A 14676-nucleotide genomic window follows, 5' to 3' on the forward strand; every position below is an offset into this window, starting at 1 on the left:
TTCACGCCGCCGGACATCACCCAGCAAGGATGAACAGCCGTCCAGCACTGCAATCAAATTTCATGGGAACATATGTTCGATTTCGGTGTACGGTGGAGTCTATGACCGCCACGATGCAACCGTCTCTGTTCGACAACGGTGACCTCGGCGTTTCTTTGGCCGATCTCGACGGCACGGTGCAGCGACGTATTCTCACCGCCGGCGCATGGGTCGACCATCGCCCGGCCTGGCTCACCGGATCGGAGGCCGTGTTCGACAATCTGGAAGCCACGGTGCCGTGGCGTTCCGAACGGCGTCAGATGTACGACCGCGTTGTCGACGTCCCTCGTCTGGTGTGTTTCTACGCAGAGAATCAACCACTGCCGGACGCACTTCTCACCGAAGCCAAAGACGCGCTGAGCAGTCACTACTTCGACGAACTCGGTGAACCATTCGCCACGTCGGGTCTGTGTTTCTATCGCGACGGTTCCGACAGCGTTGCCTGGCACGGGGACGATACGGGACGAAGTCGCACCGAGGACACGATGGTGGCCATCCTGTCTCTCGGTGCGGCTCGCCCGCTCCTATTGCGCCCTCGTGGGGGCGGCGAATCCATCCGCTTCAATCTCGGACACGGAGATCTACTCGTCATGGGCGGATCCTGCCAACGCACGTGGGAACACTGTGTCCCGAAGAGTGCGCGGGCCCTCGGGCCGAGAATCAGCGTTCAATTCCGCACTCGCGGAGTTAGATAGCGTCGCGAAGTTCGTCTCGCAGCGCCTTCCGATTGAGCTTGCCGACGGCCGTCTTCGGTATGGATTCTGCAAAAACAACCCGACGCGGCTTCTTGTACGACGCCAGTCGCTCGCCGACGTGCGCGACCAATGATGCTTGCAGTACGTCGTTTTCGACGGTCCCGTCCTCGAGTACCACCACAGCCGTGACCGCCTCCACCCACTTGGCGTCGGCGGTACCCACCACGGCGACCTCACGGACAGACGGATGCGTCAGGAGTGCATCCTCGACTTCACGGGGGTAGACGTTGTATCCGCCGCTGATGATCATGTCCGAAGCTCGGTCCTTCAAGAACAAGAATCCTTCGGCGTCGAACTGACCGATGTCACGGGTGTGAACCCAGCCGTCTTCGGTGAAGGTCTCCGCATTCAGTTCCGGCGCATTGAAGTATCCGGCGATCGCCGATGGCGAGCGGATCACGATTTCACCCGGTTCTCCCTGGGGCACTTCGTTTCCCTCACCGTCGAGCAGCCTGATCTCGACGTCGATGGCCGGCTGACCACAGGACAGCAGGCGATCTTCCGTGTGATCTTCGGGCCGTAAGACTGCAATACACAGCGGTGCCTCGGTCTGCCCGTAGTACTGGAGAAAACGGTGTTGCCCCCACGCCTGCATCGCCCGTTCGATGGTGGCCAGCGGCATCGGCGACGCACCGTAGATCACGGATTTCAGACTCGAGATGTCTGCGCTCGCAAAATCAGGGCGTTCGAGGAGCATCTGAATCATCGTCGGCACCAGATTGATTGCCGTAGCCCGATGCTCGGTTATCGAGTCCAAGAAGGTCGACGGGTCGAAACCGGGGAGGATGACGGTCTTACCGCCACGTAGCCAGAACGGAAGCACGAAGACACCGCTGGCGTGAATCAGTGATGCTGCGTGCAACATCGTGTCGTCCTGAGTCGCCGGAAGCAGATTGAGCAGAACATTGCGGCAGATTCCGGCGTAGCTGCGCTGAGTGTGCTGCGCGGCCTTCAGCGTTCCCGTGGTCCCGGAAGTGAACAGCGTCAGGATCACGTCGTCGGGATCTACCTCGACGTCCGGAGTGGCCGAAGACATGCCCTGTGCTCGATCCAACAGCGAAAGCTGCCCCTCCGCACCTGTTTCCAGCCCGACGAACGTCCGATCCGGGAACCTGGCGGACAGTTCAGCAGCTCGGCCGGCAAGGTCAGTACCGAAAACGACGTGCGAGGTGTCGGTGTCCTCGAGCATTCGTGCGTGCTCGTCGAGCGAGAGTCGCGAGTTGAGCGGAACCCTGTTGATGCCGGCTTTGACACACGCAAAATCGACAGGCACGCTGGCAAGAGAGTTGTTGACCAGCAACGCAACCCGTGCGCCACGCCCGATACCGAGCGCGATGAATGTATGCGCCAATCGGCTGCTGAGTTCGTCCACTTCCGTGAACGTCATCGATCGATCGCCGAAGACGACGGCTGTTCGCGGTCCGTGCTGTCGCGCACCACGGGCGATCAGATCTCGGGTTACGGGCATCATGGTTCAGTTTCCTCGTTCGAATTCGGGTTGTTCTCGAATCGGCCGTGCCGGCCGGCGCCCGCGGCGAACGCAGCAGCGCCGCGCACACCTTCGGCGATGACAATGGGATTTCCTGCGACACCCTCGGCGCGCAGTGCTTCGGCAAGTGGTAGATCAAAAGATCGGTAGGCCGATGCGCGATCCGCGAGCATGCAGAGTTGTGGGAAAGCGGACAACTGGTGCGCCAGCTCCTTGGCTACCTGGAGTGACTGCCCCACTGGAACAACACGATTGGCCAGTCCGAAGGCCAACGCCTCCGAAGCGTCGACCGGGCGACCGGTCAAGATCATGTCGAGCGCTCGCCCCTGCCCGACGATTCGCGGCAGTCGCACGGTCCCGCCGTCGATGAGAGGAACTCCCCAGCGCCGGCAGAAGACTCCGAACACGGAATCCTCCTCGCAGATCCTCAGGTCCGCGAGCAATGAAAGCTCGAGCCCTCCGGCCACTGCGTATCCACTGACGGCGGCGATCAACGGTTTGGACAACACCAACCGACTCGGCCCCATCGGGCCGGTGCCGCCGCCTTCCGGATGCAACTCGTGCACGCGGGCGGGGTCGGAGACTGCGGTCAAATCCGCACCGGCACAAAATGTGCCGCCCGCACCCCACAGAATTGCCACCTTCTGACTCTCGTCCGACTCGAATTCCAGGAAGGCATCACGCAACTGCGCCGCCATCGGCCCGTCCACCGCATTCTTGCGATCAGGGCGATTCATCACGATGACAGTGACGCCACCGTCACGCTCCACATAGACATCGCCACCTGGTCGATCGGAGTCGGTCACGATATTTCCTCACTGCTCGCGGATAAGGTTTCCCGGTACCCACCATGCCACTTGTAACAGAATTTGTCAGGAGTTGTTCAAAAGTTGTTACAAACTGATCGAGGAATGTCCGCAACCCGAGTTGTGCTGGACCTCGCAACAGCGAGCCCGGACACCGAGTTCAGCACCGCTGTGCTGACCCGGGCCGGCGAGATCGTCGGCGTCAGCGCATCGAGCATTCGCGTGGCAGCGGGCCGCCTGTGCCGAGAGAACAAACTGCGTCGTACCGCTCGTGGAACGTACGTCCTCAACCCGGACGGTATCCCCACCTACAGCGAAGTGGAGGGGTGGCGAACTCGTACCGATCGCATACGCCCCTGGGACGGCACCTGGATCGCCGTCGAGCACTCGGGGCTCAAACGAAGCGACCGCACTGCCGCCCGCCGGCACGATCAAGCGCTGCGACTGGCGGGTTACGAGGAGTGGAAGCCCACACTCGCAGTCCGCCCGAACAATCTGCTCGGCGGCACGGACAGCGCCCGCCGCACTCTCCACCGACTCGGCGCCGCCCCCGAATCGGCCGTCATGGAAATCGCTCACCTTGCCCCCGGGGATGATTCGACAATCCGCACACTCTGGAACTCGGAAGCACTGTTGGCCGACATCGCGGAGGCCCGTGAAGCACTCACACAGGCGCAAACACGCCTGGCGACAATCAGTCGCGAGGAGGCGGCCCGCGAATCACTTGCTCTGGGCAGCGCGGTGATCGCGGTCATCGTGCGCAATCCGCTCCTTCCGGAAGAACTCGAACCGACGCAGCCACTGCGTGAACTGATCTCGCACATGCTCGAGTACCAGGACGCATCTCGCGAACTGTGGCAGTCACTGCTCGAGTTCTGATCGATTTCTCCCAGAAGGTAATTCAGTACGTTGCGCGGCCGCCGCTGGCGTCGTACACGGCGCCGGTCGAGTAACTTACCGCCGACGACGACAGCCAGGAGATCAGTTCGGCGATTTCGTCCGCCTTCCCCATCCGTGCCATCGGCGTCAAAGACTGCGAACGGGCGAGGATGGCCGGATCGGTGCCGGCATTCATAGGACTTTCCACCGCCGCCGGAGCTATCGCGTTGACCAGCACACCGGTGGTGGCGACCTCTTTGCCGAGTGATTTCGTCAGCGCGACGACGGCCGCTTTGGACGCGGAATATGCACTCTGATTCGGGTTTCCGTCCTTGGCCGCAATACTTGCGAGGTTGACGACCCTCCCCCACCCCGACGCAACCATCCCCGGCACGAACGCCCGGCACATCAGGAATGTCCCTTCGACGTTGATGCGGAACGTACGCTGCCAAGCCGCGAGGTCGACGTCGACGAGTGGCGCTGATGGTCCGACGATTCCCGCACTGTTGATCAAGATGTCGACTCTGCCGAGCCTGGTTCGAAGCGCATCGACTGCTGTCGGATCACTCACGTCGAGTTGTTCGTCCGCGCCTTCGGCAAGATCTGCCGTTACCACCCGAACTCCCCTCTCCGTCAACAGCTTTGCACTGGCGGCGCCGATTCCGCTCGCACCGCCGGTAACGAGCGCTGTGACACCCTCTGGGTAACCCCGCATCGCATTCACTCCTGAGTTTCTGTGCGCTATGCACTCAATTTATGTTGCAAACAGGCATAATTGCCGTCACACTGTGTAGAAATTCTGAATATATGGCGTTTGTTGTCAACGTCAAATACCTGGAGGCCTTGGCGATGGAAACCCGCTGGTTGCACGCGTTTATCGCGGTTGCGGAAGAACTTCACTTCGGGCGGGCCGCATCACGGCTCCAGATGGCCCAGTCGCCGCTCAGCCAGATGATCCGAAAGCTCGAAAAGGACATCGGCGTCAAGTTGTTCGAACGAAGCACTCGCAGCGTCGCACTCACATCCGGCGGACATGCCTTTCTCCCCCACGCCTATCGCGTCATCGAGAACATGGAGACGGCACGACACGCTACGCGTGCGTCGTCGGGAGGCGTCTACGGACGAGTCACAATCGGGTTCACCGGAGTGCTCAACTATCAAGCACTTCCGCCACTGACACGCGCGTTGCGTCAGCGTTATCCGGAAGTCGAACTGACACTCCTCGGCCGGATCATGACGCGCGACGCGGTCATCCAACTAGAGAGCGGCGCCCTCGATCTCGCCTTCGTCGGACTACCCGTGGAATCCGCATCACTGTCTACCCGACTCATCCGACGGGAGGCATTCGGCGCTGTGCTTCCGATCGACCATCCCCTCGCAGAGAGAGACGCGATCGACCTCCGCGAATTGGCCGACGACGGATTCGTGACCACCCCGCTCTCGGCCGGCTCGGCCCTCCAGGAAACCGCGATGCGCGCCTGCATGAACGCAGACTTCAGGCCTCGCGTGGTTCAGGAGATCACCGATCCGTACATGATCCTGATGCTCGTTGCCGCCGGCGTCGGTGTAGCGCTGATGACGTCCGGTATGGCTGCTATCACCCCACCTGGCAGCGTGTTCGTCCCACTCACCGGCGAGCCGACGTTCATGAATCACGGAATCGCCTGGTCACCGCGGCACATGACCGATGCGCTCGCCGTCGCATTGGAGACATCCGAGGAAATTCTGCCGACGCCGGAGATTGAGACCAAAAACGTCATTATCTGAGACTCATTTAGTGTTGGACGCGCCATAGTCCTTCGTGGCACTGTCGTCTCAGCCGCCGAAAGGTGAGGGACGTCACCGATGCGTGGTGCATCTCCAAACGTGCCGCCACGGCCGGCCCATCGGGACGAAAGGACTTCACATGGCACCTCCGATCACCTCCACCGGATCCACGAACTCGACCGAGGAACATCCGAATGCGAACGCGCGCCGCGCCGCCGTTTCGGGCTTCCTCGGCAGCACCCTCGAGTACTACGACTTCTTCATCTACGGCTCCGCGGCCGCGCTGGTGTTCCCCAAGATCTTCTTCCCCGGCGGCGGATCAACGGCAACCCTGCTCTCGATCAGCACCTTAGGTGTCGCTTACGTCGCCCGCCCGCTCGGCGCGGTGCTTTGGGGACACCTCGGCGATCGGTACGGACGCAAGAACGCGCTTCTCGCCTGCCTGCTCCTCATGGGTGTTGCGACGGTCATCGTCGGTTGCCTGCCGACCTACGACCAGATCGGCATCGCCGCGCCGATCATTCTCGTCTTGCTTCGCCTACTTCAAGGGCTCTCTGCCGGCGGTGAATCACCCGGATCTTCCGCACTGACGCTCGAACACGCGCCGGATCACCGTCGTTCGTTCTTCACCTCGTTCACCATGAGCGGGATCATGTTCGGCATCGTCGTCTCCAGCCTGGTCTTCATCCCAGTGGCGAGCCTGCCCGACGAAGACCTCTACTCGTGGGGTTGGCGAGTTCCCTTCTGGCTCAGCATCATCGTGACCGTCGTCGCGCTGTGGCTACGTCGCGCCCTGGATGAACCCGAGGTATTCGAAGAACTCAAGGAACAGGACGAGACGGCCGGAATTCCCGTCGTCGAGATGTTCCGCTCGCACTGGCGCACCGTGATCCGTATCAGCATGAGCTCGACCTTCGCGATGATCAACACCATCGTCAACGTCTTCGCTCTGGCGTACGCCGTCGAATCCGGCTTCGAACGCTCCACGATGCTGTGGGCAATCGCGACCGCCAATTTTGTTGCCGTACTGACTCAGCCGCTGTTCGGCATCCTCTCGGATCGCTACGGACGCAAGCCCATCTTCGTCGTCGGCGCGATCGGAGCCGGCCTGATGATCTTCGTCTTCTTCCATTCGATCGGAACCCAAAGCGTCCCCATGGTCTTCGCTTCGGGAATCGTCATGATCGGCATCTTCTACGCCATGCCCAACGGCACGTACCCGGCGTACTTCCCGGAGCAGTTCCCCGCGAAGGTCCGATACACCGGAATGGCCGTCAGCCTCATGCTCGGACTCCTTGTTGCCGGCTTCACACCGGCTATCGCTCAGGCGATTTCAGCCGGAGACAAGAGCAACTGGACACCGGTTGCCTGGATGTGCCTGGGCTTCGCCGTCGTCTCCGCCATCGCGGCAATGACCGGACCGGAAACGTACCGCACGCCCACAGCTGAACTGGGCCAACCGAAGCCGAGCCTGCCAACCAAGCAGGACTCGGAGCTCACCAGCAACAACGCTTGACCGGACCGGCCCCTCGCGCTGAATTGCCGTGAGGGGCCGTCCCCACTTATGCAGGAGAATGTCATGACTACCGAATTCACACGTCACCGAATCGGCCTTGTCGGAGCCGGGATCTCGACTTCCCTCTCGCCGGCGCTGCATTCGCACGAAGCATCAGCACTCGGACTCGACGATTACAGCTACGAACTGGTAGACCTCGAGAACCTGACGGTCTCGGTCGAAAAGACCGGCGAGGTGGTGCGGAGCGCCGTCGCAGCCGGCTTCACCGGACTGAACATCACCCATCCGTGCAAGCAGGTTGTCGTGGACGCACTCGACGAACTGTCCGACAATGCCCGACTGCTCGGTGCCGTCAACACGATTGTCGTCCACAACGGCCTTCTGATCGGCCACAACACCGATCACAGTGGATTCCTCACCGCACTGCGACGCGGTTTACCCGACGCCACCTTGGACCGAGTGGTGCTTGCCGGGGCTGGCGGGGCGGGTTCCGCCGTGGCGTACGCACTCGCCGCCGCCGGTACGACGGATCTTCGCATCGCAGATATTGATCCCGATCGCGCTGCCGATGTGTGTTCTCGCGTCGCCTCGGCCTTTCCTGTCACGCGCACAACGGCTTTGGCGATCGATGAGATCGCCGTCAACCTGACGACGTGCGACGGCGTCGTCAACGCATCTCCGATCGGCATGGTGGGTCACCCCGGAACTCCCTTCGACCCTGCGGCGTTGCATTCCGGATTGTGGGTCGCTGACATCGTTTATCGACCGATGCGCACCGAATTGCTCGACGCTGCAGCTGCTCTCGGATGCGCAGTTCTCGACGGTGGGCAGATGCTGGTGGCTCAAGCCTCTGACACCTTCACACTCCTGACTGGTGTCGAAGCCGATACGGATCGCATGCGCAGCCATCTGAGCGAGCTGCTCTCCGAGACGGCATGCGCATGAGCACAACCGAACACCTACTTTCTCGCGAAGTACCAGGAGCACTGATGAATGTGACTGCGCCTTTCGCCGAACCTCTCGACATGGGCAGCGTCCGCCTCCGGAACCGGTTCGTGTCGGCCCCGATGGAACGCAACTACTGCGAAGTCGACGGCACCATGACGGACGAGTACATCGCGTACCTCGCTCGCCGCGCCGAAGGTGGTGCTGCACTGATCTTCACCGAAGCGAGCTACGTGCGTGCCGACGGCAAGGGTCGCATCCGGCAGATGGGCGTCGACGTCGACGAACGGATTCCGGGCATCAAGAAGATGGTCGACGCTATTCACGCGCATGGAGCGCTCGTCGGAGTCGAACTCAACCATGGTGGTCGCACGGCGCAAGGTTCTGTCAGCGGGTTTGTTCCCGTTGCCCCGACACCGATTCCGTGTTTGGTTGTCGGCGGCGAGATGCCAGAACAACTCGACGGCGACGACATCGAGCACATCATCGAGTGTTTCGGTGAAGCCGCAGCGCGCTGCCAGCAGGCCGGCGTCGACGTCATCTCCCTGCACGGTGGCCACGGGTATCTGATCCACCAGTTCCTCTCCCCTGCTTACAATCACCGCGACGACGAGTGGGCCGACCCCACCTTGTTCGTCAACAAGGTCATCGCCTCCGTCCACGAGCACGCACCGGGAATCACTCTGGGACTCCGATTCTCAGCCTTCGAAGGCATCGACGGCGGACTCGACGCCGAGATGACTCGCGCTCGCATCGGCGCCATCGACACCGACCGACTCGATTTCCTCGACGTCTCGGCCGGCAACTACGAAGCGGGACAGTGGATCATCCAGCCCGGTGAATGGTCGCGCGGTCTCCTCGCGCCGTACTCCGAGCAGTACCAGCGCGACTTCGACATCCCGGTGGGAGTGGCCGGACGCATCACGTCGCCGGAGATCGCTGCGCGGATCATCGAATCCGGGCAGGCGAACTTCGTCAGCATGGCTCGTACGCTGCACGCAGATCCGGACTTCCCGAATCGCGCCATCGACGGTGGCCGGTACCGCCCTTGCATTGCCTGCAACTACTGCATCGACAGCCTGGCCGCCGGCCCCATTCCCTGCTCCGTCAACCCGTGGGTCGGCCGCGAATTGGATCAGCCTACAAAGCCGGCTGATGCCACCGTGCGGGTCGCCGTCATCGGTGCCGGGCCGTCGGGAATGGCCGCTGCCCGCGACCTCGCACTTGCCGGTCACCGCGTCGACCTGTACGACGAGCGACCCAGCCTCGGTGGCGACTTCGCTCTGGCATCGAAGCTTCACGAGTATCCCGAATATGGACGGATCGTGGACTGGTACGCCGCGGAACTGGCTGAACTCGGGGTGCAGTGCCACACCTCGACCAGAGCTGACGCAGCATTGCTCGCAAACAGCGACTTCGACGCGATCGTTCTTGCTGCCGGTGGGCACGGTCCCGTGACTGACCTCCCCGGCGCGCAGACCCGAACCGTCCGTGACGTTCGCGAGTTCCTTGTTTCCGGAGATCCGGCCCCCGAGGCAATCACCATTTTCGGCGCCGACCGCGAGGCTGCTGCCGTCGCAGACGATCTGCTCCAGAAGGGCACCCAGGTCGTCATGATCGGGCCGCAGGAAACCATCGCGCACGACGTCGGCCGACGCGGCAAGATCGTGCTGCTGCCGCGCCTGGCCGCAAGTGAGAACCTCACGACCTACCTGAGCTCGATCGTCACCAAAGTCGACGCCGATCGGGTCATGATCTCGACAGGCGGTGTACTGAGCGAAGTCGACGCCCCCGGCGAGCTGCTGATCTCACAGGGCGTCGAGCCGCGCTCGGAGCTTCTGTCCGAACTACGTTCACTGGCACCACGACTCGGGGTCCATACCGTCGGTGATGCGAGCGGAGACGGCGGATCCATCCATGCCGCACTCGTGACCGCAGCCGACGTTGCCGTCACCATCACCGCCGCCGCTGCGGCCCGTCAGGAGGTTCACGCATGAGCGCACACACAGCCGCACCGGTGGCACCTGCGTTGCCACCCATCGGACTCGGAACCTGGCCACTGGTCGGTGCCGACGCCACGAAGTCGGTACTCTCCGGAATCGAGGCCGGGTACCGCCTCATCGACACCGCCGCGATCTACGGCAACGAGGACGCCGTCGGCGTAGCGTTGGCGGAGTCTGCTCTACCGCGAGAAGAACTGTTCGTCACCACCAAACTTCGTGGAAACGAACAGGTTTCCGGTGACATCCGCGGAGCGCTCGAGCAGAGCCTGGAACGACTGGGACTGGATCAACTCGATCTGTTCCTGATCCACTGGCCACTCCCGCGAATCGATCGCTATGTCGCGTCGTTCGAGTCGATGCTGGCCTGCCGCGACGCCGGACTGGTTCGGTACGTGGGTGTGTCGAACTTCCTGGAGCTCCACCTGCGCCGCGTCGTCGCCGAAACCGGCGAGGCACCGGCAGTCAACCAGATTCAGATGGACCCGTCGCTCGCTCGGATCCCGGTTCGCCGCGCAAACGACGAACTTGGCATCTTCACTCAGTCGTGGAGTCCGCTCGGCCGGGGTGACGTGCTCGACAACGCCGTTGTGAGCGAGATCGCCGGTCGAATCGGTTGCACACCAGCTCAAGTGGTCCTCGCTTGGCACGTCGCGCAGGGTGTGGTTCCGGTCGCGCGATCAGCAAACCCGACGCGTCAGGCCGAGAACCTGGCAGCACTCGACGTCACCCTCACCAGCGAGGACATCGAAGCACTGAACAGTCTCGACCGCGGCGAGTCTGCCGCGCGGGACGTCGAAGCAGAGGAACATTTCTGATGACGTTGAAAGTCGGAATCGTCGGCTGCGGCAAGATCGCCGGCAACCATGCCCGCGCGCTGCAACAAGTCCCCGGTGTCGAGGTGATCGGCTGCTGCGATCCCGATCTCGGACGCGCCCAGGAGTTCGCGGCAGCGCACGGCATTCCCGCAGCCGTGAGTTCAGTGGAGCAACTTCTCGCCCTCGGACTCGACGCCTGCACCGTTTGCACGCCGCACCCGGTACATGAAGAGGTAGTCGTGGCCGCTGCCGAAGCGGGTGTACATGTTTTGTGCGAGAAGCCCATCGCAGTCGATGTTGCTGCCGCCGACCGCATGATCGAGGCCGCCGACCGCGCCGGTATCACGTTCGGGGTGCTCTTCCAACGCCGATTCTGGCCGGCAGCACGTCGGATCCGCGACGCCATCGACGACGGGCGGATCGGACTACCCATGCTCGGTGAGGCGTCGGTGATCCTGCACCGCCCGTCTAGTTACTACTCGGCCGATGCGTGGCGCGGACGCTGGGACACCGACGGCGGTGGCGTGCTCATGACACAGGCCGTGCACCAGATCGACATGCTGGCCTGGTTCATGGGCGAGGCCGTCTCGGTCAGCGGCTTCATCCGCACCCACACCCACGGTGAGCACATCGAGACCGAAGACAGCGCGTCAGCTGTGATCTCCTTTGCCTCGGGCGGCACCGCCACCGTCACCGCGACTACCGGTGCCAATCACAATCTGGGTAACCGCGTGACGGTGATCGGGCGCACCGGCGCCATTGCCAGCGTCCTCGAATTTCCTGAAGGGCACGAGGGTGTCAACGAAATCTGGACCGTGCCGGGCGAAGTCGAGTTCCGGTCGCCGTACTCCGCCGACATCGACGCCAATCTCGATGTGGGAGCGGTCAATGCGGCACTGACCGACTTCCACACCCTGCAGGTTCAGGACTTCGCCGACGCGGTCCTGACCGGGCGCGAACCCGCCGTCACCGGTCGAGACGCGCGCGCGTCACTTGCCATCATCGCCGCAATCTACGAATCGTCACGAACGGGCAAGGTTGTCGAGCTGACATCGACACCGACCCTCGCAACAACTGCCAAGGAGCAGAAATGAGTAGCAGTACCCCCCTCACCTACGACGTAGTTGTCGTGGGCTCCGGCGCAGGCGGGCTTTCCACAGCAATTGCCGCAGCACATGGCGGCGCTTCCGTACTCGTCGTCGAGAAGGCCGACACCTGCGGCGGCGCAACGGCCTGGTCGGGCGGGTGGATGTGGACCCCACGCAACATGTTTGCCATCGCCGACGGGGTTGTCGAGGATCGCTCGGCACCGCGGACATATCTGGAAAACCGACTCGGCGACAACTTCGACGCCGCCAAAGTTGATGCACTCCTCGACGGCGCCCCGGAGATGGTCGAGTTCTTCGAACGCAAGACTGCTCTGAAGTTCGTGCCCGGAGCCAAGATCGCCGATATTCACGGTGACACACCGGGCGCCGGCACGGGTCACCGTTCCGTCGGACCGAAACCGGTGAGTCTGCGAAAGCTCGGACCAGATGTCGCGGCGCTACTGCGTCGGCAGCTGTACGAAACGTCGTTCCTCGGTATGGGCATCATGGCCGGGCCCGACCTGCAGGCTTTCCTGCACTCGACCCGCTCACCAAAAGCCTTTGTGCACTGTGGTGTTCGGGTGACTAAGCACATGTTCGATCTCGCCACCAAGCGTCGTGGTCAGCAACTCGTCAACGGCACTGCGCTTGTCGGCATGATGCTTCGCTCAGCGCTCGATCTCGGCGTCGAGTTTCGGGTGAAGACGTCCGCGACCGCGTTGCAGACCGATGACGACGGCCGCGTTGTCGGCGTCCGCCTCGAAGGTCCGGACGGCGCGTACTCGGTAACTGCCCGACGTGGTGTCGTACTCGCCACCGGCGGCTTCGCACAGGACATCGACCGACGACGCGAACTGTTCCCGCGCACCCCCACCGGCAACGAGCACTGGTCACTCACCCCGAAGACAACCACCGGCGACGGCATCACCCTCGGCGAATCCGTGGGTGGTCGCCTCGACCGCACACTCGCCTCCCCCGTCGCGTACTGCCCCGTCTCCATCGTTCGCTACCGCAACGGCAAGGAAGGTGTGTTCCCGCACATCCTCGATCGCGGAAAGCCCGGTGTCATCGGAGTTCTCGCGAACGGCAAGCGGTTTGTCAACGAAGCACTCGGCTATCACGACTACACACTCGCGATGGTCGAGCAGGTTCCCGAGGGTGAAGAGGTGTGCTCGTGGTTGATTGCCGATCAACAGTATGTGCGATACCTCCCGCTGGGCATGGCGAAGCCCTTGCCGATCCCGATCCAGCCGTACCTGCGCTCGGGGTACCTCACGCGTGGGCGCACTCTTCGGGACTTGGCCGAGAAGATCGGCGTCGACCCCGTGCAGTTGGAGAAAACCGTCGCAGCTTTCAATATCGGGGCCGTGGCCGGTGAAGACCCCGAGTTCGGTCGCGGTACAACACCGTTCAACCGAGGTTCCGGAGATGCTTCCAATCCGTGGCCGAACCCGTCGCTCGCGCCCTTGCAGAAGGGTCCGTACTACGCGGTGAAAGTCGTGCCAGGGAGTTTCGGCACCTTCGCCGGACTGGTCACGGACTCGTCGTCGCAGGTTCTCGATGACAACGACCGCCCCATCGAGGGGTTGCTCGCCGTCGGCGTCGATCAGGCGAGCGTGATGGGCGGGCACTACCCGTCCGGGGGCATCAACCTCGGACCGGCCATGACATTCGGTTACCTGGCCGGCCGGGAACTGGCCGGAGCCAAGACAGTTGGAGCGCACGCATGACACTCTCACTCGGACTGGCAGCCCTCACAGTGCTCGACACCGCACCGATGCAGCACGTCGCCTTGGCTGAAAAGCACGGCTTCGACACCATCGGTATCCGTCTGATGCCCGCGGCACCAGGTACGACGGCCTACCCTCTGCACGAGGACAAGCAGTCGTTGGACGAACTGGTGCGTCGACTGGGCGATTCACCGGTCGAGGTATTCGACCTCGAAATCATCCGTCTTGCAGCCGACTTCGACCCCACCGACTACGTTCCGCTGCTCGAAGCCGGAGCACAGCTCGGAGCCAAAGCCGTTCTGGTGGGCGGCGACGACCGCGACCGCGCTCGGCTCACGGACTCCTATGCCCGCCTCGCTGAACTGTGCGCGAACTACGGCATCGTCGCCTCGCTCGAATTCATGCCGTGGACTGCGGTGCCCGATGCGCGTGCGGCCATCGAGATCGTCTCGGCGGCAGACGGTCCGGCTCGCAGTGTCCTCGTCGACGCATTGCACACCGACCGCTCGGCGACAACGCTCGAGGATCTTGCGTCCATCCCGCGCGAGTGGTTGCACTACGCCCAGATGTGCGACGGTTCGACCCCCGCTCCCACTGGGGACGCAGAGCTGATCCGTCAGGCCCGCGAGGAGCGTCTGGTGCCCGGCACCGGCGGCATAGCCCTGGCCGACATCTGGTCGACTTTGCCTGCCGGACTGCCGGTCAGCATCGAACTGCCCAACGAGCCACTGCGTCAGGCCGTCGGCACGGATGCCTGGCTGGAACGCCTGGTCGAGGCCACGCGAGAAGTGTTGGCCTAGCGGCCCTGTGCGCCTTTTTGGTAGTTGGCGCTACCAGAAAGGCG

The 14676-nt window shown here is 62.9% G+C and carries 13 protein-coding genes; 10 read left to right on the forward strand and 3 right to left on the reverse strand.

Annotated features, from left to right (window positions below; genetic code table 11):
* The first annotated feature begins 101 nt into the window (after positions 1–101).
* Positions 102–734, forward strand: a complete 633-nt coding sequence (locus BH682_RS22805) for an alpha-ketoglutarate-dependent dioxygenase AlkB (protein ID WP_029256052.1) — start codon at positions 102–104, stop codon at positions 732–734.
* Here BH682_RS22805 and BH682_RS22810 read toward each other — a convergent pair.
* Complete coding sequence (locus BH682_RS22810) at positions 727–2265, reverse strand: class I adenylate-forming enzyme family protein (protein WP_007733565.1); 1539 nt, start codon at positions 2263–2265, stop codon at positions 727–729. The genes BH682_RS22805 and BH682_RS22810 overlap by 8 nt on opposite strands.
* Entirely contained in the window at positions 2262–3089 is an 828-nt protein-coding gene (locus tag BH682_RS22815; protein ID WP_003939849.1) for a crotonase/enoyl-CoA hydratase family protein, read from the reverse strand. Before BH682_RS22815 ends, BH682_RS22810 begins: the two co-directional genes overlap by 4 nt.
* 105 nt (positions 3090–3194) lie before the next feature.
* Between BH682_RS22815 and BH682_RS22820 the strand changes: the two genes are divergently transcribed.
* A complete protein-coding gene (locus tag BH682_RS22820; RefSeq protein ID WP_075834201.1) occupies positions 3195–3968 on the forward strand; it encodes a hypothetical protein in 774 nt (257 codons plus the stop codon).
* 22 nt (positions 3969–3990) lie between these two features.
* Here the strand turns inward: BH682_RS22820 and BH682_RS22825 are convergent, their stop codons facing one another.
* Positions 3991–4683 carry an SDR family NAD(P)-dependent oxidoreductase gene (locus BH682_RS22825; RefSeq protein WP_075835435.1) on the reverse strand — a complete coding sequence of 231 codons (693 nt, stop codon included), beginning with the start codon at positions 4681–4683 and terminating at the stop codon, positions 3991–3993.
* A gap of 134 nt (positions 4684–4817) precedes the next feature.
* Here BH682_RS22825 and BH682_RS22830 point away from each other — a divergent pair, with 134 nt between their 5' ends.
* The 8 genes from BH682_RS22830 (at position 4818) to BH682_RS22865 (ending at position 14632) form a co-directional block, all read left to right on the forward strand.
* The gene (locus BH682_RS22830; RefSeq protein ID WP_075835437.1) at positions 4818–5735 is read left to right on the forward strand and encodes a LysR family transcriptional regulator; all 918 of its coding nucleotides are present in this window, start codon (positions 4818–4820) and stop codon (positions 5733–5735) included.
* A gap of 139 nt (positions 5736–5874) precedes the next feature.
* Positions 5875–7251, forward strand: a complete 1377-nt coding sequence (locus tag BH682_RS22835) for an MFS transporter (RefSeq protein WP_030535326.1) — start codon at positions 5875–5877, stop codon at positions 7249–7251.
* Positions 7252–7314: 63 nt separating this feature from the next.
* Positions 7315–8196: a shikimate dehydrogenase gene (locus tag BH682_RS22840; RefSeq protein ID WP_075835441.1), complete on the forward strand. Its 882-nt coding sequence runs from the start codon at positions 7315–7317 to the stop codon at positions 8194–8196.
* A gap of 44 nt (positions 8197–8240) precedes the next feature.
* Positions 8241–10193, forward strand: coding sequence for an oxidoreductase (locus BH682_RS22845; RefSeq protein WP_075835439.1), 1953 nt, complete (start codon positions 8241–8243; stop codon positions 10191–10193).
* On the forward strand, positions 10190–11014 hold the full coding sequence (locus tag BH682_RS22850) for an aldo/keto reductase (RefSeq protein WP_075834203.1): 825 nt from the start codon (positions 10190–10192) through the stop codon (positions 11012–11014). Before BH682_RS22845 ends, BH682_RS22850 begins: the two co-directional genes overlap by 4 nt.
* Complete coding sequence (locus BH682_RS22855) at positions 11014–12108, forward strand: Gfo/Idh/MocA family protein (RefSeq protein ID WP_007733574.1); 1095 nt, start codon at positions 11014–11016, stop codon at positions 12106–12108. Before BH682_RS22850 ends, BH682_RS22855 begins: the two co-directional genes overlap by 1 nt.
* Positions 12105–13832, forward strand: a complete 1728-nt coding sequence (locus BH682_RS22860) for an FAD-dependent oxidoreductase (RefSeq protein WP_042451278.1) — start codon at positions 12105–12107, stop codon at positions 13830–13832. Before BH682_RS22855 ends, BH682_RS22860 begins: the two co-directional genes overlap by 4 nt.
* Positions 13829–14632: a sugar phosphate isomerase/epimerase family protein gene (locus tag BH682_RS22865; RefSeq protein ID WP_042921750.1), complete on the forward strand. Its 804-nt coding sequence runs from the start codon at positions 13829–13831 to the stop codon at positions 14630–14632. The genes BH682_RS22860 and BH682_RS22865 overlap by 4 nt, the downstream gene beginning before the upstream one ends.
* Positions 14633–14676: the final 44 nt, after the last annotated feature.

It is taken from the genome of Rhodococcus sp. YL-1, assembly GCF_001942025.1.
Taxonomy (GTDB): domain Bacteria; phylum Actinomycetota; class Actinomycetes; order Mycobacteriales; family Mycobacteriaceae; genus Rhodococcus_F; species Rhodococcus_F qingshengii.